Origin of the sequence: Streptomyces sp. NBC_00335, from assembly GCF_036127095.1 — a bacterium.
Taxonomy (GTDB): Bacteria; Actinomycetota; Actinomycetes; order Streptomycetales; family Streptomycetaceae; genus Streptomyces.
In genome coordinates, this window is record NZ_CP108006.1 from 7960675 (window position 1) to 7981156 (window position 20482).

Consider the following 20482-nt stretch of genomic DNA (forward strand, 5'->3'; position numbering starts at 1 on the left):
TGCCCGGCGGCACGCTATGAGGGGGCCGGGGCGTCGTCGGTCGCGTCGGGGGAGCGCAGCAGGCGCAGGAACGCCTTCACGCCGGCGATGATCTCCTGGTTGTCGGTGAGGCGGTTCACCGTGGACTCGAACTCCCTGCCCAGGGCCGTGATCCTGCGGTTCGTCTCCTCGGTCCGCTCGTAGGAGCTCAGGGCCAGCGCGTCCATGGTGCGGCGCAGTTCGGCGAGGGCCCGGTACTGCTCCTCCGCCTTCTCTTCCAGGGCCCGTGTCCCGGCCTCGGCCCGGCCCAGCCGGGCCTGCAGTTCGACGACGTCGTCCCGCGGGTACGTGACGTCCTTCAGGAGGGTGCCCAGGCGCCGCCGGAGCTGGCCGAAGTAGGCACCGGCCGGCCGGAAGAGGGTGCTCAGCAGGAAGAACGCGGCGAACCAGTAGCCCGTGAACTCGCCCGTCGCCCAGGTGACCGCGAGGACGACCGCGGCCGTCAGGACGTGGCCCGCGATGGCCGCGCGGAGCATGGTGCGGGCGATGCGCGCGGCCTCGGCGTCCCGGGCCGGGGAGACCTCGATGCCTTTCTCGCGGCTCACCTTGATCTCGGCGAGCACCGCATGGGCGCGGAAGTACAGGTTCCAGGGCAGTGTGAGCAGGAGCAGCAGCCACAGGAGGCTGAGCGAGCCCGCCCCGACGGCGAACACCACCGCGGTCGGCGCCCCCGTCGCGTAGGCGAAGACCAGTGCCGCGACCGCCGTCACGACGGCCGCCGCCACCCCCAGAGACCTGCTCATGCCCCCGCCTTCCGCCCGCACGCCCGGACCGCCCATGCTCCTCCGACCGGTCCGGGCCGGCATGAGTAGGCGTACTCAGGTTCGCGGAAGCGGCCGGGTGAGTCCACAGCCGTGCCACAGGCCAGGGACAGTGCGCGCCTGGGGAGGCCGCCTAGCGTGCCGGACATGGATGAGAACAGCATGAACAGGCGACGCGTACTGATGCTCGGCGGTGCTGCCGTCGGCGCGGCCGGAGCCGCGCTGGTCGGCTGCGGGAGCTCCGGCGAGACCACCGCGGCTCCTTCCTCCTCGGCCTCCGCCTCCTCGTCGGGCGCGGTGTCCTCGGGGACGGGGCAGTGCGTACTGATGTCCAACGTGACCGAGGGGCCGTACTACCTCGATGGAGCTCTGGTGCGCAAGGACATCGGGGAGGGCAAGAAGGGTGTGCCGCTCACCGTGCGGCTGACGGTGCAGGACACCACCGAATCGTGCGCCCCCGTCGCGGGGGCGGCCGTGGAGATCTGGCACTGCGATGCCTGGGGCTACTACTCCGGCTGGACCACCGCCAATCCGGGCGGCAAGGCGCCGGCCGAAAGCGAGGACACGAGCGGCGCCGACGACAAGACCTACCTGCGCGGCTACCAGATCGCGGGCGAGGACGGGGTGGTCGAGTTCACCACCATCTTCCCCGGCTGGTACACGCCACGCGTCACGCACATCCACCTCAAGGTGCACACCGGCGGTGCGGCGGCGGACGGCTCCTACGAGGGCGGCAAGGTCAATTACACCGGCCAGCTCTTCTTCGACGACAAGTACGGGGAGGCCGTGTACGCGCTGTCCCCGTACGCGCAGCACAGCGGCACCCCCACCAAACTCGCCGACGACATGGTCTACGGCGGCGGCGGAGCGAGTGACGGGCTGATGACCGTCACCGGCGACACCACCCAGGGGTACGTCGGCACCCTCACCCTCGGCATCGACCCCGACGCGGAGAACGCGGGAGGCGGAGCCCCGGGAGGCGGAGGCCAGCCGCCGAGCGGCGCGCCCGGCGGAGGCAACGCCCCGTAGGGCCGGGCCGGATCCTGCGGGGGCCCGGCGCCGGGGCGGCCGGCTCCGGGGTGCGCGCCGCCATGGAGCCGGGCCCCGTGTGGCACCGGGCTTCACAGGAGATCGAGAGGTGGCTCCCATGTGATCCCCATGCTGCCCTCCTAGCTTCGGCTTCATGGCATTGCATAGATCACCTTCGCGAACCCGCAGTCGGCTCGCGACGTTCGCAACCCTGGCCCTGCTCGTAGGCGGAATCACCTTCGCCCATGCGCGTTCGGACCCGCAGGACGTCACGCTCGCGCGTGCGGCCTCCACGGCGGCAACCCCGGTGCCGACCGCATCACCCACCCCATCTGCCCAGGTGAAGGTCGAGGAGGCGGTCCGTGAGGTGCTGGCGGGAGCGCAAGGGAACGCGGCCGTCGCCGTGCTGGACCCGTCCACCGGTGCGAGTGCCCAGGTCGGCGCCGCACACGGTTTCGTCACCGCCAGCATCGTCAAGGTGGACATCCTTGCCGCGTTGCTCCTGCAAGCCTCGGACGCGGGGCGGGTACTGACCGCCCAGGAGCAGCGCTGGGCCACCGTGATGATCGAGAACAGTGACAACGCGGCGGCCAACGCATTGTGGGATGCCATCGGCGGCGCGGACGGGCTGGCGAAGGCCAACCTGCGGCTCGGCCTCACCGAGACGACGCCGGGCCACGGCGCGTACTGGGGATTGACGCAGACGACGCCCGCCGACCAAGTGCGCCTGCTCCAGGCGGTGTTCGGCGAGGACTCGGTGCTTTCCGCCCATGCCCGGGCGTACTTGCGCGGGCTCATGGGCTCGATCGCCCCCGACCAGGACTGGGGGATATCGGCGGGCCTGGACGCATCCGGGTCCGTGCACCTGAAGAACGGCTGGCTGGCGCGCAGTGAGAGCGGCCTGTGGGTGGTCAACAGCATCGGCCGGGTGGAGGCGGACGGCCACACCCTGCTGCTCGCGGTCCTCTGCGACGGTCAGGCCTCGCAGAAGGCCGGCATCTCCCTGGTCGAAGACCTCGCCGAGCGGACGCGGGCCGCCGTCACCGACGGGTAGTCGCGCCCGGAGCCGCGGCGAAGGCGTGCTGCCGCCCGGGCGGTACCACGACGACGTCGCCGCGCTCGGCCGCCTTTCACTGGTTGGCGTCGCGGATCTTCCTCAGGATCGGAATCATCACGGAGATCTCTTCGGCCGTCAGCACGTCGTGAATGTGCCGCTGGGTCGACATCAGGGCCAGGTTCCCCCGGGCGCGCGCCTCCTTGAGGCCTTCAGGGGTCGGCATGACGAGAGTGACGCGCCGGTCGGTCGGATGGGCCCCCCGCGTCACCAGGCCGCGCTTCTCGGCCGTGTCCAGCAGACGTGTGGTTCGCGTCGTGCTGGTCGCGAGGGCCCGCGTGATGTCGACGGTGCGCAGGGAGTGCCCGGGGGTGCGTGCGAGGCGGAACAGCAGGTCCGAGATCGACGCTTCGAGGTCGCCGCCCGGGCTGACTTCCCCGTCGATGCGCCTGGTCACGGCCAGGTACGCCTCGCGCAGCATCCCGTAGGCCTCCCAGCGGGGGTCGCCGAAGAGCTCGTCCATCGCGTCAGCGGTCGAGCCGTCCGTTGTTCCGTCCATCGCTTTCACCACCTTGCCGTCCGTGAATCTTCCTTGCGGAACTGTCCCGATCGGTAGTAAATTCGGGACTGTCCCGACCGGGACGATGTTGCCACAGTCGCGAGGAGATTCCCATGACCGCGTACGCGCTCTTCGACAACATCGAGGTCACCGACCCGGTTGCGCTGTCCGAGTACGCCGGGCGCGTGCGCGCGGTGGTGGAGCGCCACGGCGGCCGCTACCTCGCCGTCGGAGGCCGAATCGACCCGGTGGAGGGAGAGCCGATGCTGACCTACCCCGTCCTCATAGAGTTCCCCGACCTGGCCGCCGCCCGCGGCTGGTACGACGCTCCCGAGTATCAGGAGCTCAAGGCCCTGCGGCAGTCGGGCTCCAAGGCGAACGCCACCCTCTTCGAGACCGGTCCTTCCGAGCTCCTCGAAGCCTGAACGACTGCCCTGCGGCGTCGTGCGACAGGTGGGGGAAGACGACCACGAACCCCGCACGCCGGCGTGAGGGCCTGATCTTCCACCGGCCGTCCGACCAAGCGCCGGAATGCCGAAACCGAACCACAGGAGCGAGCACGATGTCGTACCCGCAGCACCCGCAGTACCCCGAAGCCCGTTACCAAGGGGACAGGGGCGAGGTGAACGCGTCCTTCCGCACCGCCGACACCCCGCCGGACCTCGTCTCGCCCGGCGGTGACGCCTACCGCTACCTCGCCACGCACGCGTCGACCGGCGGCGACTACGGCCTGTACAAGGTGGATCTGGCGGCAAGGGCGGCCGGCGCCAAGACCCACTTCCACAAGGCGATGTCGGAGTCCTTCTACGTCCTCTCCGGAGAGCTGGAGCTCTTCAACGGCGAGAAGTGGGTGACGGGCCGCACCGGTGACTTCCTGTTCGTTCCCGTCGGCGGTCTGCACGCCTTCAAGAACGTGACGGACGAGCCCACGTCGATGCTCATGCTCTTCGCCCCGGGTGCCCCGCGCGAGGAGTTCTTCGAAGGAGTCGCGGAGATGGCGCAGCGCGGCAGCGAGGAACTCAAGGAGTTCCGGGTGCGGCACGACAGCTACTTCGAGGAGGACTTCGAGGGGCGGGCGGTGTAGCGGTCACCCGCGGCGCGCCCACCATCCCCACCACGGCACGGGGAGGGTTGGTGGGCGAGGACCGCGCCGACTCAGGTCACAGCACTAGCTGCCGGTCGTGCCGTCGAGCATCTCGCGCAGGATGTCCAGGTGGCCGTTGTGGCGGGCCGTCTCCTCGGTGAGGTGGAGGAGGATCCAGCGCAGGTCGACGTGGCGGCCGTCGCGGATGGGCCGCTGGGCCTGCTTGTCCAGGTCGTTCCCGGCGACCAGCTCGCGGTAGCGGGCGCTCTGTTCCGCGTACTCGTCGAGCAACTGCGTGAGCGGGAAGTCGACGGCGATGCGCATCTCGCGGTCGGGGTCCTCGTCGGTCCAGGGGCCGTGGTCCTCCTCGCCGAGGAAGACCACCTGGAACCAGTAGTACTCGACCCAGCGCAGGTGGTTGATCAATCCGCTGAGGGTCATCAGCGGCGAGCCCGGCAGGAGTGCCTTGCCGGCGTCTTCCGCGGAGACGCCTGCGCACTTGGCGAGGGCGGTGCTGCGGGTGTAGTCGAGGAACGTGGTGAGCTGCGTGCGCTCGTCCCACGCGGGCGGCGTGTCGTCGATTCTTGTCATCGCGCGAAGGATCCCTGATCAGCGCGATGCGTGTCGAGGCATTTTCCGACGGGTCCGCACCGCTCCTCCCGGCCCGGTCCTCTTCCCCGCTGCGCCCGTCAGGGCTTCAGGCCCGCCCGCCTGAGGGCGATCTCGGACAGGTCGGCGATGACTTGCGGGTCGCCGCGGCGCCAGGCATCGGCGAGGCCGCCGGCGGGGGTGGGGACCGTGGAGAGGGCGCGCGGCGGTCCGGTGAGGGCGCGCAGGGCGAGCAGGTCGGCGCCTCCGGGTGCGTCGAGGAGGTCCCGGATGGTGGCGCTGCGGCGGATCCAGCGCACGCGCAGGGGAAGCCACAGCAGCAGGATGAAGGCCACGGGGAGGACGATCAGGGCGACTGTGGCCAGCGTGGCCACCTGGCTGACGACGTCCTGCAACGACTGGCCCGCGTCGGCGAGTCCGGTGCCGGCGTCGGCCGCCGACCGGAACGGCTTCCTCAGGAGGCCGCCGACGAGCGGCACGTCGGCGGCGGTGTCGCCGGCCTCGGCGAGGGCGCCGGCGAGGCTTTCGCCGGAGCTCTCGACCTTGCGTCCGGGCTCGGCCAGCCGCATGATCGCGCCGTGGACGGTCAGGGCGAACGTCACCGTGGCGGCGATCAGCAGGACGGCGACCAGGTCCGCGAGGATCTGTCGGTTCCGCCGTGCCGGGGTCTGGGCGTAGAGAAGCATGGGCTGCTCCTGTTCCGGTGCTGCCGGCAGGGGTCGGCCGGTCACTCGACCGTATGCCGGACAAGGCCGTCACGGGGGTGTCCGTCGGTATGCGGCCGTCACACGTTGCCGGGTTGGCGCAGTGCGGGTGCGGGTGCCCGTGCCTGTGCCGTGACGTCACCGGTGGACCGGTGCTCCCGGCTCGTCCGGACGCCGTTCGCCTGTCGTGGCCGCGGCAGGTCCCCGGGGGATGCCTGCGTGACCGGATTTCCTACGGGCCCCGGGGTCAGTCCTCGCCGGGAACGGCGGCGAACACCGGGCCGCCCACGGCCCGGGCCAGGCGATAGCTCCTGAGCTTCCGGTCGAAGCGGGCGCGGCTGCCCGGCAGGGCTCCGCGGAGGTCGGCGATCAGCGCGCCGTCCGGCACGCGGGCGGCGAGGCGGGCGACCACCGGGTCCGGACTGCCGCGGAGTTCGGCCGCGAGGTGCACCGGCAGTTCGGGGCCGTCGAGGTGCAGGAGGTCCCAGAAATCGTCGGCGTAGGGCTGGACTCCCTCCTCGAAGCCGGTCTCCTCGACCAATTCCTCCGCCGTGCCGATCAGCCGGTCGAGCCAGTGCGGCAGCGAATCGGCCTCGACGTGGAGGCCTCCCTCGCGGTACTGCATCAGGACCTGACCCCACCGGCCGTCGGCCTCGATGTCGACCCAGGTGACGCCGCCGCCCCCGTCGTCGGTGACCAGCCAGTGGGGGTGCGGCAGGCCGTGGTCGCCGGCCTGGCGGGGGTGGCCGGTGAGCGTGAACTCCACCGGCGGAACGGCGAAGCCGCCGAGCCGGCCCAGCAGTTCGCGGGCCTCGGCCGGAACCGGTACGGGCCAGCGTCCGAAGTCGGCCGCCGCGACGCCGGGTTGTACCGCGAGGTCGAACGGGACTCGGGCCGCCAGCTCCCGCAGCCGCTTCAGGAGGGTGTCACCGGAGATCACCCGGCCACGCTACCGGAGCGGGCCCCGGCAGCGGGAACCGTGGGCCCGGCCGCACACCACCGGGCGCCCGTGTCCAGTGCCTGCCCGGTGTGCCGGTAAGGCTTCATCCGTTCGGGTCAAGCGGGGGCGGGTGGGTGCGGCGAATGGCCCAGCATCGGGACACTGGACAGGCCGTGCATCGGATCAGATGCCTAACGTCGCTGCCAGACACATCGGTGCTCGCGCAGCTTGTGGAGGTGCCATGTCCCGTCGACGCAGCTTGCTGGCGGGGGTTTGCGCGACTACGGTCGCCATCGGTCTGCTCCTGACCGGGGGCGCCCAGGGCGTCCAGACGCCGCATCGTGAGGACTCCGGGACGAGCGCCGGCAGTGAGATCGCGGTGGGTGCCTACCTGCACTACGGATCGCCCGGCGTCGAGCGGATGCAGGAGCTCTCGCGCTGGCTGGGGGGTACGGAGCTGCGCGCCGGGCACACCTACCTGCCGGGCGACACCTGGGCGAACATCGAGGGGGCACCCGATTCCCTGCGCACCTGGGCGCGGTGGCGCAACGAGAAGGCGGACCGGCTGTTCGTCCTGAACGTGCCCATGCAGGAGCGCAACGAGGCCCGCCTTGCCGACGCCCGCGTCGCCGAGCTGATCCGCACCGGTGCGCGGGGCACGCACGACCACCACTTCCGGCGGCTGGCCCAGCGTCTGGTCGACCTCGACGTGCCGGACACGGTGATCGTGCTCGGCTGGGAGATGAACGGCTTCGACTACACCCACCGGTGCCGGCCCGACCCCGAGAACTGGAAGAAGTACTGGCGGCGCATCGTGGTCGCCATGCGCTCCGTCGAGGGGCAGGACTTCCGCTTCGACTTCGCCCCCAACCGTGGCGGCGACGCGATCGCGTGGACCCGGTGCTACCCGGGTGACGACGTGGTCGATGTCGTCGGGATGGACTCGTACGACCAGGAACCCGGCCGGACCTTCGACGAGCAGGTCGCCCAGCCGTACGGGCTGCGGCATCAGGTCGACTTCGCCAGGGCCCACGGCAAGGACATCTCGTACCCCGAGTGGGGGCTGTTCCGGCACGGAGACAACGCCGAGTACGTGCGGCGCATGCTGGAATGGATCGAAGAGCACAGGCCGCTCTACCACAGCATCACGGACTTCTGCCCGCACGGGGTGTGGCAGTGCGGGCAGAATCCGCGCTCCTCGCGGGTGTTCCGGGACTTCCTTTCCGGTGGGCAGAGCCGACGCTCCGACCCCTGAAGCCCTGGCCGAGGAGGGCGGAGGATGCGTGGCAGGGTGGTGCGTATGCCATCACTCTCGCTTCGTATCGTCGGCCGCGATCTCCCGGGTCGTGAATGCGGCGGATACCGGGACGTCCATGTCGCCGTGCAGCGCGGGCGCGAGCCCGAAGGAGCTGTTCCCGGGGACGCCGCGGAGGCGGTCTGGGAGTTCACCGTGGAGGTGGTCGCCGCGCCGGACGGGGCTCGGGACTATCGCGGGCCCCACGTCCACGGACGGCGCGGGGGCCGGTTCCTGTACCTGACGTGGGGAGAACTGCCGCACGGCGGAGCGTTCACGATGTTCCGCCGCGCCAAGCTGATGCTCGACGATCTCCCGCCGCAGCTCGTCGAACGGGGCGCAGCCGAAGGGGAGCTGGGACTGACGGACCGCTGCGGGATGCCCGTGTGCGCCGCGGTGCGCCCGCCCGGCATCATCTGGAGCTGAACTGAACTGAACTGAACTGAGCTGAACTGAACTGAGCTGAACTGAGCTGAGCGAGCTGATCTGAGTGGACGCGGGCTCGCGCCGCGCAGGGCGCCCGGCTACCGGACGCCATCGCGGACCGCATCGGCCCAGGGACGTAAACCCGGGGGTCTAGGGCCTCGCCCGTTGTACATCGGTGAGCCGATGCCGTGCGAGACGGCCCGTGACAGCGTTCCCCTGTGCCCACGGACCGTCCGTCGAGGCACGGTTGACGATGCGTCAGCAAGGGGAGGGTCCATGACCACCACACCGTTCACCGACCGCGAGGGCGTGACGCGCCGCCGCGTCCTGGGAGCCGCGCTCGCCGTCGGCGCCGCCGTGCCGCTGGCCGCCACCGGCCCCGCGTGGGCCGCCCCGGCCGCGACCGCCCAGGCCTCGCAGCGGCTCACGCTGCCCGCGCCGACCGGGCCGCACCCCGTGGGCACGGTCCAGCTGCACCTCGTCGACCGGTCGCGCCCTGACGCCATCGCGGACCCCGGAAACTTCCGTGAGCTGATGGCCACCGTCTGGTACCCCGCCCGGGACGTCCGGCGGTACCCGGTGGCGCCCTGGATGCCGGCCGGGGCCTTTCAGGCGTTCGTCGACGACGCCGGGTTCGGTGATCTGGCCTCCCTGGGGCCGCTCACCGCCGGCCATGTGGGCGCTCCGGTGCACAGGTCGGACCGGCGGCTGCCCGTCGTCGTGTTCTCGCACGGCGCGCACAGCCACCAGGGCGACCACACCGTCGTGGTCCAGGAGCTCGCCAGCCACGGATACGCGGCCGTCACGATCGCTCACCAGTACGACACGTACACCGAGTTCCCGGACGGCCGGGTCACCGTTCCGCTCCAGGACCGGGATGCGCCGACGCTGCCCGGGGACTTTGCCGCCGACCTGCGCTTCGTCCTCGACTGCGTCGAGCAGATGGCCGCGGGGTGCAATCCGGACGTCGACCGCAAGAGGCTGCCGGCCGGGCTGCTCGGCTCACTCGACCCGCGGCGCATGGGCGCCTTCGGCTGGTCGAAGGGCGGTACGGCCACCGCCTGCGCCACGCTCGCGGACGAGCGCATCCGGGCCGGGCTGAGCCTCGACGGCCCGATGCAGATGAATCCGCCGCTGGCCGGCGACCTGGACCGGCCGTTCATGATGATGTCCGCCGAGTTCGGCCGGGCCACGGATCCCGCGGTCGCCGCGTTCTGGTCGCACCTGCGGGGGTGGCGGCTGGACATCCGGGCAGAGGGGGCGGCTCACATCTCCTACGGCGACAACGAGGCGCTGTTCCCGCAAGTGGCGAAGCTGTACGGATGGACCGGGCAGCAACTCCAGGACGTGATCGGCACCCTGGACCCCGAGCAGGCGGTGAGGATCCAGCAGGCCTACCCGCTCGCGTTCTTCGACGAGCACCTGCGCCGCCGTCCGGGGCACCTGCTCGACGGGCCGTCCCCGGCCTTCCCGGCAGTGACGTTCCTTCCCTGACCGGCCCGACCCGGTGGGGACGGGCCGGTCAGTGCGTCAGGGGGTTACGGGACCCAGTGGTTGCCGGAGGCGGTGATCATGACCTGGAGCTGGATGCTCGCCGAGAAGTAGCTGCTGGTGTCGATCGGGGCGCCCAGCATCTTGTTCCACAGCGCGTCCAGCCAGGCCTGGCTCGACGGGTCGGTCATGGCCGCGAGGGCGAAGGGGGCGAAGTACGCCGCCTCGCTCCCGGAGGAGATCTGGGTGCCGTCGAGCTTGTAGCCGATGGCGATCTTGTTCGGGTCTCCGCCCGTCTTGCCCTTGATCCAGCTGTTGAGCTTCTGTGCCGACGCGAGGGACTTGGCGTCCCCGCTGGTCACCGCGTCGTCCGCGATGCGCCACGGGGTCCGGCAGGCGTTCCACCAGTAGGCGCCGTCGTTCGGGTCCTCAAGGACCTGACCGGGGGCGGGCTTGGGGGTGGTGTTGGTGTTGACGACGAAGTCGGGCAGGAGGCCCGTGTTCGGCGCGTAGGACGCCTGCAGGTTGGTGATCTGGTTCTGGTGCGCGGTACGGGCCGTGTCCCAGGCCGCGTCCCCCGTCGCCGTCCGGAAGGCCCGGAAGTGGTCGACCATCCAGTCCGAGGTGCGGGAGATGTAGTAGTACTGGTCGCCGGAGCTGCTCCAGTCGCCCAGCTTGAGCAGGTGGGTGGACGGGTTGAGCTCGTCCTTCTTGATCGCGTTGATGTGCTTGATCGCGAGCGCCTTGTAGTTGTACGTGCCGGCGCTGCCCCACTGCTTGTCGGCGAGCAGCAGCCCGTACGCGACGTCCATGTCGCCGTCGGTCGCGCCGTCACCGCCGTTGACGCTCCGGCAGGCGGTGTCCTGCTCGGCGGCGAGCAGATCCGGGTTGACCGCCGAGGGGTGGTCGATCGTCCACTTGGTCAGACCGTCGAAGATCTTCTTCGCGTCCGGGTCGGCGCCGGCCATCGTCGCGGCGATCACCATGCCGTACCCCTGCGCCTCGGCCACGTACGGGTGGTCGGCGTCGGGGGAGATGACCTGGTACCAGCCGTTGCCGCAGTTCTGCCGGACGAACGCGGACTTCCAGGCGGTGTAGTAGTCGATGGTCTTCTGGTCGAGCGTGCCCTGGGCGCCGGTCGGCTTCAGGGTCCCGGCCGCGTAGGGCCGGGCGTGGCTGCCGAACGGAACCGCCGGACCGGAGCCACCCGCGGGCTGGGTGGTGACGCTGAGCGTGTTGCTCGCCGCGGATGCGTTGCCCGCCGCGTCCCGCGCCTTGACTGTGTAGCCGTAGGCGGTGGAGGCCGTGAGGCCGGTGTCCGTGTACGAGGTCCCGGTGGCCGTCGCCACGCGCGCGGCGCCCCGGTAGACGTCGTAGCCGGTGACGCCCACGTTGTCGGTGGAGGCGTTCCAGGCGAGCGAGACGCTGTTCGCGGTGGTGGCCGTCGAGCGCAGGCTGCCCGGAGTGCTGGGCGCGGTGGTGTCGGAGCCGCCGGAGGCGGGGGAGCCGTAGACCTCGAACTCCCAGAGGGAGTAGCCGTAGGCGGTGCCGCGGGCGGTCCCGTACATCCGGACGTAGCGCCCGGTGCCGGTGACGGTCAGGTCGTCCGTCGCGCCGTCGCCGGTGCTGGTGGAGTGGACGTCGGTCCAGTTCGTCCCGTCAGCCGAGGTCTGGATCTTGTACGTCTTGGCGTACGCGGCCTCCCAGCTGAGCTTGACCCGGCTGATGGTGTGGGCCGCTCCGAGGTCGATGCGTATCCACTGCGGGTCCACGCCCTCCACGCTGGCCCAGCGCGTCGCGGCGTTGGCGTCCACGGCCTTGCCGGCCTGGAAGCCGCTCGCCTCCACCGAGGAGGCCGTCACCGGCTTGCCCTGCGAGACCAGGACCGGGGCGGTGTCACCCGGGCCGAGGGGCGTGACGGAGACGGCGGCGGTGGCGCCGAAGGCCGCCGTGGCCGTGGTTGCGGCGGCCGTCGAAGTGGGGGCGCTGAGGGCCGTGAGGCCCGCCACGGAGGCGGCGAGGGCGGCGAAGGCCGCAAGCGGGCGGTGCCACTGGGGGCGGCGCCGGTCTCTGTGCGCGGAACGTTGCTGATGTGCTCGTGACATCGGGCGTCCTCGGGTGAGTGCTGCGCGAGTGGGGGGAGCGGCCGATCCGGAGCACCGGCCAATGGTTAGGAATATTTCCTAACCATTGGCCGGGAGAGTAGAAACGGAACGGGGTGTCGCGCAAGACCCTGGGCACGATCCGTCAGTGCAATTTGCATCCACGTACTGGTCGCCCCCGCTCCTGGGTGCGCTGCAGTTCGTCCAGTTCGGCGGCCCGGCCCCGCTGAGGCCCGACGATGGGGCGCCCAGGCCGCCAGGGAATCCGCCCTCTGCGACGTCACCCGGTTCTGTGGCGGCTGGTGCTGGCCGGGGCCGCAACCATGGGCGTGGCCGGGCCGGACGGAGCGTCGGTCTACGCGCTGGTCGATGCCGGCCCGCACCGTCCGCCCCTAGCGGCCTTGACGGCCGTCCAGCGCGAAACGCCGGGCCGGCCCGTCGGCAGAGCGGCAGTCACCGCCGACGATTCTCGCCGAGCCCGCCGCGTTCGCGTTTCGCGCGCTGGCGCGCCTGCGTCAGCGGTGGCCCAGTACGTTGACCACCCGTCCGCTCGGGTCGCGGACGAAGAACCGCCTCACGCCCCACTCCTCATCCTGCAAGGGGTACACGATCTCGGCGCCGCTCTCCCGCATGACCGCGTACGCCGCATCCACGTCGTCCACCTCGATGCTCATGTCGGGGGCGACGGGTGCGGTCTTGTCGCTGGTCATGACGCTGATCTGCGCTGCCGGGCTGGACGGGGAGGCGAGGGTCATGATCCAGCCGTGGTTCATGACCTCCTCGAAGCCCAGGAGGCCGTAGAACTCCCGGCTCTCCTCCGCGGCCTCCGACCGGATGTTGGGCACGACACGGCGAACGGCCATCGACGACTCCAAGTGAGAACGAACGTGTCTCCATGCCTCCCCAGGAGTACTACGCCAGGTCCGCCGCCGCAGGCACTTCCGCGACACGCCCTTCCCACCCCGCACGCAGGGCCGCGAACGCCTCGTGGAAGCCGGGGAACGTCTTCCGTACGCACCCGGGGTCGTCGAAGGTGATGCCCGGCGCGCGCAGCGAGGCGACGGCGAAGGACATCGCGATGCGGTGGTCGTGGCGGGTGGCGATCTCGACCGGCCGCACGGCGCCCGGGACGATCTCGATCCAGTCGGGCCCGGTCGCGACTTCGACCCCCATCGCCCGCAGGTTCTCGGCGCAGGCCTCCAGCCGGTCGCACTCCTTGACCCGGGTGTTGCCCACGTCCTCGATCCGGACCGGCCCGTCGGCGAAGGGGGCGAGGGCCGCCAGCGTGGGCATGGTGTCGGAGATGTCCCGCATGTTGACCGTGATCCCGCGCAGTTTCCCGGTGCCCGACACCGTTGTGCCGGCATCGCCGACGCGCACTCCTGCCCCCATCCGCCGCAGAACCTCGACGAACTGCAGATCTCCCTGGAGCGCGCCCCGGCCCAGGCCGGGGACCGTGACCTCCCGGCCCGTGAGCGCCGCGGCGGCGAAGAAGTAGCTCGCGGTGGAGGCGTCGGGTTCGATCGCGTACTCGGCGGCCCGGTAGCCGCCGGGGCGCACGTCGAAGACCTCTCCGTCGGGCGACGGCCCGCGGTCCACCGTCGCCCCGAAGGCCGCCATCATGGCCAGCGTGATCTCGACGTACGGAGCCGAGACCAGGCGGGTGACGGTGATGCGCAGCCCCTCGCGGGTGAGCGGTCCGAGCATCAGCAGTGCGGTCAGGTACTGAGACGACTCGCCCGCGTCCAGGGTGAGTTCACCGCCCTTGACGCCGTCGGCCGCGATGCTCAGCGGATGGTGCCCCTCGGCCTGCTCGTGCCGGACGTCGACCCCCAGTGCACGCAGCGCACGGGTCAACGGGGCCACGGGACGGCGGCGCATCTGGTCGGAGGCGTCGAAGCGGTAGTTGCCGTGCCCGGCCGCCACCAGCGTCGGCAGGAACCGCGCGGTGGTCGCGCCGTCGCGGCAGTAGACGTCGGCCACCTCCCGCAGCGGGCCGGCCGGCCGCCCCTCGACGAGCCAGCGGCCCGGCGCGTGCTCGACGCGGTAACCGAGGGCGGCGAGGCCTTCGGTGAAGCCCTCGGTGTCGTCGGAGTGCAGCGGTCGCAGCAGGGTCGAGGTGCCCTCGGCCGCGGCGGCCAGGAACAGGGCCCTGGCGGTGAGGGACTTGGACCCGGGGATGTCGACGATCGTCACGGCGGAAGCTCCGGTGCGGGTAACGGGGGAACGGTTCGCGCACCGGATACTGCCACGCCGGATCCGCCCGCCGCGTGAGGTCTCACCCGTTGGACGTGCGGTGCCCGCCGCGCGTGGGCGAGTGCGGCCCGGCGGCGGTCACTCGGTGTCCGGTGGCCAGGTGCCGCGGTCGCGGAGGTGGTGGAATTCCGTGAGTTCGGAGGCGAGGACGTCGAAGTGGGGGAGCGGGGCCCACAGGCTGCGCTCGCCGATGACGTAGAGGCGGCGCTTGGCGCGGCTCGCGGCGACGTTGAGCAGGTGCGGGGTGCGGGCCGCCCACTCGCGGGCGCCGGGGCGGCCGCCGCCGAGCACGAGGACGACGACGTCGGCTTCCTTGCCCTGGGCCCGGTGGACCGTGGCGCAGCGCTCCTCGATCAGTGGGGACGTCCAGCCCGCACGGCCGCGGCAGACCTTCTGGCATTCGGCGACGAGGGCCCGGAAGGGGGCGATGACGCGCACGCGCTCGACGTCCACTCCGTGCCGGTGCAAGTGGTCGAGGACGAACTCGAAGGCCCGGCGGTCGCGTTCGCCCCACGGGGCGTCGGAGGGGCGGGCCGGGTCGTCGGTGTTGAGCCAGCGGCTGGGCAGCAGGCCGCCCCGCTCCGCATCGGGGAACGCCTTGGGCTCGGTGCCGTAGACCATGAGGCCGCCGTACGCGACCTCGTTGCTGACCGTGAACATCGGTTCCTCGCAGCGGCGGTGCACGCGCAGCGGTGAGCCCACCCAGACCTGCTCGTCCTCGGTGTCCGGGGCCGGCAGGTAGGTGCCGTAGCGGTTGGTCCGGTCGGCGACGGCCTGGGCCGAGGTGGCCGAGGGCAGCCAGTGCTCGTCGACGCCGTGGGCGCGCAGCAGCCGGCGCTGCAGGGCCGTGGGCATGGTCACGACGGGTTCGAGCTGGAGCGGATCACCGACCAGAACGGCACGGCGGGCGCGCCACAGTGCCCCGGCGGCGGCCTGCGGGGTGGCCTGCCCGGCCTCGTCGACGAGGACCCAGCCGATCGACTCCCGGCCGAGGCGGGCGAACATGCTGCCCACGGAGGAGAACGTGGTCGAGACGACGGGCACCAGGAGGAAGAGGGTCTGCCAGGCGTGCTCGACCTGTTCGTCGGGGACGGGCCCGTTGGTCCCGGCCATGAGCTCCATGAGGAGCTGGAGGTTGCCGCGGACCTTCTTCGCGGCCCCGGCGGCGAAGGCGCGGTGCAGGTCGAGGGCGCGCAGGAACAGGTCGCTGCGCGCGGTGGACCACGCCTCGTCGGACCAGGGCGAGCCCAATTCCTGCTCGGACTCGTCGAGTTGGGGCCAGCCGAGCGGCAGGGAGGGCAGGGTGCGCGCCGCCTCCCGCAGTTCGCGGTGGCGATCGTCGAGTTCGGCCACGGCAGCGCGCAGTTCGCGGCGGGAGCCGTCGGCTGCCTGCCGGGCGTGCCGGAGGGCGGTGGCCGCGGCGGCCTCCCGCTCGCTCGTCGCCCGTTCGTACGCGTGGGCAGCGGTGAGGCCGGCCGCGGCCTCGTCGACGGCGGCGCCGGACCGGGCGTGCCGGGCAGCGGCCAGGGACTCTTCGCGCGCGGCCGAGGCGACCTGTTCCAGGGAGTCGTGGAGCGCGGCGCGCTGCCGGACGAGCAGGGACGCGATCTCGGCCTGGGTGTGTTCCTGCTGCCGTTCGGCGGCCTGCCGCTCGGCCGGGCTCTGCAGCAGGCGGCGCAGCCCGCCGCGCAGTCCCCGCTCGGGGGCTGGGGGCGCCTCGTGGCGGACGCTGAGCGCGGTCACGTACTCCCTCTGGTGCGCGGCCTGTTCACGGGCGGCGGACAGCTCCGCGCGGACGTCCGCCAGCTCCTGGCGGGCCCGCGGTACGAGCTCGGAGGCCGCCCCGTATCCGGCCTCGGCCGCCATCGTGGCCGCCCGGGCGGTGGCGGTGGCGGCAGCGGCCCGGTCCAGGACCCCCGTGGAGGCGGCGACCTGCCGGTCGGCCCGGGACACGGCGGCCTCCAGGTCCGCGATCCGCTGCCCGGCCGACGGGGACCCGACGGCCGCCAGGGCCCCGGCCAGCCGGGCGCGGCCGGCACGCAGCCGCTCGACCTCGGCCCGGGCGGTACGGAACCCTGCGACGGCGTCGGTCCACGAGGGCACGGGCAGGGCGGGCCCGGCGGCCGCAACCTGGTCCGCCGGGGTGCCGGGACCGCGGCCACCGGGCTGAGGCCTGGGCGCAATCCAGTCGCTCAGGACCTCCCGCATGCCCCGCAGCGGCGGAAGGCCGGCGGCCGAGCGGGCGTCGATCTCCTCCTGGGGCAGTTGCCCCCACCAGAACCGGCTGCCGAACTCCTTGCGGTTGCCCTTGTTGCCGAGCACCGCCGCGACCAGCCCCCAGGCCGGCCCGCCGAGGAGCGCGGAGGCGAGGTCGGAGAAGTGGTCGGGTCCGCCGTGCCAGTGCTCGCCGAGCGCGCCGATGCCGGGCAGCTCGGCGGTGATGTTCTCCACGGCGCCGTTGTTGGAGGAGGCGACCACGATCTCGAACCCGGTCAGCCGCGGGTCGAGCCGCGCCACGAAGCGGGGGCGCTTTCCCTGGCGGTCCAGGCCCCGCCACGGCGGACCGGTGAACGCCTGGTCGGGCCGGTCGAACGTGGCCAGCACCGCAGCCCGTTCCACGACCAGCGCGGCGACCAGGTCGCGCAGCATCGTGGTCTTGCCCGTGCCCGGCGGGCCGTTCACGGAGAACATCCCGCCCGCGGTCCCCGCCCGGTCGGCGAGCATGCGGTCGACCGCGAACTGCTGGCTCAGGGCGAGCGGGAACCGCGCCGGCGCGGGCCAGCGGCCGGCCGGAACGAGCTCCGGAGCCACCCCGTCCAGGACGACCCCGCGCTCTTGGCGCACATCGGTCCGGGCCCCCACGTCCACGGCGTCGAGCTCGGTCAGGTACGCCTCCAGCGCCGGACCGAGCCCCTCGCCCACGGCCGCGGACACCCGGGCCAGATCAGGCGGAAGCAGACTGTTCAGGAACGGCGCCGTGGCAGTGGGCTTCGCCTTCGGGTCCGCGGGCCGGCGGACCAGCCTGCTGCGGACCCGGACCACCTGGGGCCGCAGGTGGTCCCGTACCCCGCACAGGTCGGCGATCTGCGCCGTCAGGGCGACCAGATCCACGAACCCGAGCGCACGGGGACCGGTGTCGGCCCCGTGCTCCGCCGACGCGTCGGGCGACGCGCCGGGACCGTCGGCCGGCGCACGCTCGGGAACGCCCCCGGTGCCGTCCGGCCGCCCGGACTCCTCTTGCTCCCCGGCAGGTCGGCGGGCGGCGACCCAGTTCGCGGCGCGGCGGACCAGGGGCTCCGCGGCGCCCTGCAGCGCGGCGCCGACGACCTCGCCGAAGAGGGCCCCGACGGCTCCGACGGCGGCGCCGCCCAGGATCTCGGCGAGCAGCCGCTGCCAGCTCCCGTCGCCGGCCTCCGGCCCACCCGCGCTGCCCGGCCGGCGCTCGTACGCCGCTCCGGTGGCCGGCGCGGCGGGACCGTAGGGGATCGCGGTGGCGGTGAGCTCGTCGATCGCGGTGCCGAACGCCTCGTCGAGCTCCTCGAAGCCGGTCAGCCACCCCGGTGCGGACGGCCCCGGATCGAACAGCCGGCCGGTCGCCCAGGCGCACGCGGAGACCACGGACGTGTCCTCGACGGGCCGGCCCTCGTCGTCCAGCACCAGCGCGAACATCGCGCTCTGGCCCGACAGCACCAGCTCGCTCTGCGGTACGCCGGGATCGGGATCGGTCCCCGCGGGCAGCACCGCGATCATGGCCTGGCGGAGCAGCTCCAGGTCGAATACCCCGCAGTAGACCTCGTGCCGCCACGTCCAGCGGTACGGTGCCCGGCGCGCCCCCGTCTGCGGATGGTCCGGATCCCACGGCAGGAGCGGGGCCACCCGGCCCGGCTCCGGAGTCAGGTCGATGACGTACTCGTCCCGCTGCCCGGAACGCGCGGAGGGGCGTTGGCGGGGCAGCGCCGGGATGGTCGGCGGACTGAACAGCTCGATCGCGCGCCAGCACTCCAGCAGAGCCTGCCGCCGACGGTCCTGCGCGTGTCCGCTCCGCACCCACTGCCCCCGTGTCCCCGCGCGGCCCCCCGGCCGCTGCCCTGAAGATCAGCCGCACCGCCGAATCTACCGGACCGTCAGCGCGCGAGGTCCCGGTCAGCGGGTCCTGCGGCCCCGGAACGCACAGGAACACAGGGCACGTTCGCCCGATAGGGGGGCGACCGTGACCCGCACGGGGGCTCGCCTACGGGGCCTTGCGCGCGTGCAGGACGTACGCCTCCAGGGGGAGGGGGGTGTGGTCGAGCAGCTCCAGTCCGGCGTCGGCGAGCAGGCGGGCGTAGTGCTCGCCGCGGCGTTCGCGACCGCCGACGTTGCACATCATGTGGAGGTCCCAGGCCGTGGCCAGCGAGGGGGAACCGTCGGCGGGCAGCAGCCGCTCGATGATCAGCAGGTCGGCGTGGGCGGGCATGGCGCGGGCGCAGTGGCGCAGGATCTCCCGGCACTGGTCGTCGTCCCAGTCGTGCAGGATGCGGGAGAGGACGTACACGTCGCCGCCGTGCGGTACGTCCGCGAAGTCGCCGCTGCGGTAGTCGCAGCGGGCGCCGCAGCCCGCGGCGTCGAGCGAGCGGCGGGCCGCCTCGACGGCGTGCGGGCGCTCCAGGAGCGTGCCCCGCAGCCCCGGGTGTGCGGTCAGGATGCGTCCGAGGAGTTCGCCGTTGCCGCCGGCGACGTCGACGACGGTGCGCGGGGTGGACGCCTGGGCCGCGGCGGTGATCACGGGGTGGGCGGGCAGCGGTCGGAACATGCGCGAACTGGCGGCCATGGAACGGTCGAAGAGGTCGGCGAGTTCGGGATCGCGCGCGAAGTGGTCGAAGTGGTTCTCGCCGAAGAGGTGGTCGAAGGCGGGCTGTCCGGTCCGTACGGTGTGGTCGAGTTCGGCGAAGGACCGGTAGAAGGGGCCCGCGTACATGAGGGCCAGCGGCCGCATCGTGTCCGGTGAGTCCGCGCGGAGCAGGGCTCCGAGCCGCGTGAGACGGAAGCTTTCCTCTTCCCCGGCGGCCTCGGCTCCGGTGTCCGTGGTGTCCCCGGCCACGACGCCGAGCATCGTGAGGTAGCGCAGGAGCGTGGCCAGGTTCTCGGGTCGGGTGGCGGTACGCCGGGCGAGCTCCCGGGTGCCGGTGGCCTCGTACGGGTCCATGGCGTCGGGCAGGCCCAGCCGTGCGAACGCGCCGAGCGCCTGGGTGGTCCATGCACCGGTGAGCAGGCGCAGGAGCGTCTCGGCGGGCCGGTCCGGGTCCGGGCGCTCCCGGGGGTCAGCGCGGAGGTGGTCGGCGAGGGCGTCCCGGTGGTCGCCGGGCGTGTAGAGCTCCAGGCGGCGGTAGCCGCACTCTCCGGTCGCGGGGGTGGTGAAGTACAGGACCGTGCCGTCCTCGTGCGGGTTGTACCCGCCGCCGTCGGGGCGTGCGCCGTGTCGGGCGAGCACCGCGCACAGGCCGCGCAGCACCAGGGGGTCCGGGTGCTCCAGTTCGAGGGCCAGGTGGGCCTCGTGACCCCGGGCGCGTTCGTACGCGGCGATCGCTTCCAGGCCCGAGTGCGCGGGCACCGTGAGGGCGAACACCTCGACCGCGCGGTGCTCTCCGGCCGGGCCCTGGACGCGGGGACGCAGGATGCGGACGTCGAGCTCGGCCAGGTCCCGGCGGTGGCGCCGGGCCAGCCGTTCGCGCACGACGACGCTGGGCTGGGACGGGGTGTCGACGGCGAGCCCGCAGTCGGCGAGTCGGCGGCGCAGGTCCTGCGGGTCGGTGGGGAAGAGCAGCAGGCCGGCGTGGGCGAAGCGGCAGTGCGGGGCCAGGGACTCCAGTTCCGGGCCGTGCAGACCGGGCAGCAGGAGGGACAGCACGGTGGTGGTGTCGTGCTCCCGCACGAAGGCGACGGCCGCGCGCAGGCGGGCCGTGTCGTCGGGAAGCATCGTTTCGCCCCGAAGCGGCGGTCCGGCGGGGCGCGTCGCGTGGTCGGGGAGGGTCGTCGTCATCGCAGAGGTTCCTCGGGCGGTGCTGGGGCGGGTGCTCCGGCGGAACGGAGCATGGTGGACCGGCTGTGCGGTGGTCGCGGGAGAGAGGGAGGGCGGTGCGGGGAAGAGGGGCGGT

Annotated in this window: 16 protein-coding genes and 1 pseudogene; 7 read left to right on the forward strand and 10 right to left on the reverse strand. The window is 72.6% G+C overall.

Going from position 1 to position 20482, the window contains the following annotated elements:
- Positions 1-14 precede the first annotated feature (14 nt).
- Positions 15-782, reverse strand: coding sequence for a hypothetical protein (locus OHA37_RS36045; protein ID WP_266911792.1), 768 nt, complete (start codon positions 780-782; stop codon positions 15-17).
- A 165-nt stretch (positions 783-947) separates the two neighbouring features.
- On the opposite strand from OHA37_RS36045, the gene OHA37_RS36050 reads away from it, so the two are divergent.
- Both OHA37_RS36050 and OHA37_RS36055 read left to right on the forward strand, forming a co-directional pair.
- Complete coding sequence (locus OHA37_RS36050) at positions 948-1829, forward strand: intradiol ring-cleavage dioxygenase (protein ID WP_266911794.1); 882 nt, start codon at positions 948-950, stop codon at positions 1827-1829.
- A 154-nt stretch (positions 1830-1983) separates the two neighbouring features.
- Entirely contained in the window at positions 1984-2883 is a 900-nt protein-coding gene (locus tag OHA37_RS36055) for a serine hydrolase (protein WP_266911796.1), read from the forward strand.
- Between the two features lie 76 nt (positions 2884-2959).
- Here the strand turns inward: OHA37_RS36055 and OHA37_RS36060 are convergent, their stop codons facing one another.
- Entirely contained in the window at positions 2960-3442 is a 483-nt protein-coding gene (locus OHA37_RS36060) for a MarR family winged helix-turn-helix transcriptional regulator (protein WP_266911798.1), read from the reverse strand.
- 113 nt (positions 3443-3555) lie between these two features.
- Between OHA37_RS36060 and OHA37_RS36065 the strand changes: the two genes are divergently transcribed.
- A complete protein-coding gene (locus OHA37_RS36065) occupies positions 3556-3867 on the forward strand; it encodes a DUF1330 domain-containing protein (RefSeq protein WP_266911800.1) in 312 nt (103 codons plus the stop codon).
- A gap of 137 nt (positions 3868-4004) precedes the next feature.
- Positions 4005-4526 (forward strand): cupin domain-containing protein, encoded by a 522-nt coding sequence (locus OHA37_RS36070; protein ID WP_266911802.1) that lies wholly within the window; start codon positions 4005-4007, stop codon positions 4524-4526.
- An 84-nt stretch (positions 4527-4610) separates the two neighbouring features.
- On the opposite strand, the gene OHA37_RS36075 is transcribed toward OHA37_RS36070, so the two are convergent.
- From OHA37_RS36075 to OHA37_RS36085, 3 genes are all read right to left on the reverse strand, one after another.
- Positions 4611-5117: a DinB family protein gene (locus OHA37_RS36075; RefSeq protein WP_266911804.1), complete on the reverse strand. Its 507-nt coding sequence runs from the start codon at positions 5115-5117 to the stop codon at positions 4611-4613.
- 98 nt (positions 5118-5215) lie between these two features.
- A complete protein-coding gene (locus OHA37_RS36080) occupies positions 5216-5821 on the reverse strand; it encodes a hypothetical protein (RefSeq protein ID WP_266911806.1) in 606 nt (201 codons plus the stop codon).
- A 265-nt stretch (positions 5822-6086) separates the two neighbouring features.
- Positions 6087-6779 (reverse strand): hypothetical protein, encoded by a 693-nt coding sequence (locus tag OHA37_RS36085; RefSeq protein ID WP_266911808.1) that lies wholly within the window; start codon positions 6777-6779, stop codon positions 6087-6089.
- A 241-nt stretch (positions 6780-7020) separates the two neighbouring features.
- On the opposite strand from OHA37_RS36085, the pseudogene OHA37_RS36090 reads away from it, so the two are divergent.
- The 3 genes and pseudogenes from OHA37_RS36090 to OHA37_RS36100 form a co-directional block, all read left to right on the forward strand.
- A pseudogene (locus tag OHA37_RS36090) lies at positions 7021-8004 on the forward strand (glycosyl hydrolase); the annotation flags it as partial.
- 75 nt (positions 8005-8079) lie between these two features.
- Positions 8080-8499: a DUF5990 family protein gene (locus OHA37_RS36095; protein WP_266911810.1), complete on the forward strand. Its 420-nt coding sequence runs from the start codon at positions 8080-8082 to the stop codon at positions 8497-8499.
- Positions 8500-8775: 276 nt separating this feature from the next.
- The gene (locus OHA37_RS36100) at positions 8776-9993 is read left to right on the forward strand and encodes an alpha/beta hydrolase family protein (RefSeq protein ID WP_266911812.1); all 1218 of its coding nucleotides are present in this window, start codon (positions 8776-8778) and stop codon (positions 9991-9993) included.
- Positions 9994-10037: 44 nt separating this feature from the next.
- Here OHA37_RS36100 and OHA37_RS36105 read toward each other — a convergent pair whose 3' ends face one another.
- The 5 genes from OHA37_RS36105 to OHA37_RS36125 form a co-directional block, all read right to left on the reverse strand.
- On the reverse strand, positions 10038-12095 hold the full coding sequence (locus OHA37_RS36105) for a glycosyl hydrolase family 8 (protein WP_266911814.1): 2058 nt from the start codon (positions 12093-12095) through the stop codon (positions 10038-10040).
- 512 nt (positions 12096-12607) lie between these two features.
- Positions 12608-12955: a VOC family protein gene (locus OHA37_RS36110; protein ID WP_266911816.1), complete on the reverse strand. Its 348-nt coding sequence runs from the start codon at positions 12953-12955 to the stop codon at positions 12608-12610.
- A 49-nt stretch (positions 12956-13004) separates the two neighbouring features.
- Complete coding sequence (gene aroA, locus OHA37_RS36115; RefSeq protein WP_266911818.1) at positions 13005-14288, reverse strand: 3-phosphoshikimate 1-carboxyvinyltransferase; 1284 nt, start codon at positions 14286-14288, stop codon at positions 13005-13007.
- Between the two features lie 138 nt (positions 14289-14426).
- A complete protein-coding gene (locus OHA37_RS36120; RefSeq protein ID WP_266911820.1) occupies positions 14427-18395 on the reverse strand; it encodes an AAA domain-containing protein in 3969 nt (1322 codons plus the stop codon).
- Between the two features lie 184 nt (positions 18396-18579).
- Positions 18580-20367, reverse strand: coding sequence for a methyltransferase (locus OHA37_RS36125; protein ID WP_443046261.1), 1788 nt, complete (start codon positions 20365-20367; stop codon positions 18580-18582).
- Positions 20368-20482: the final 115 nt, after the last annotated feature.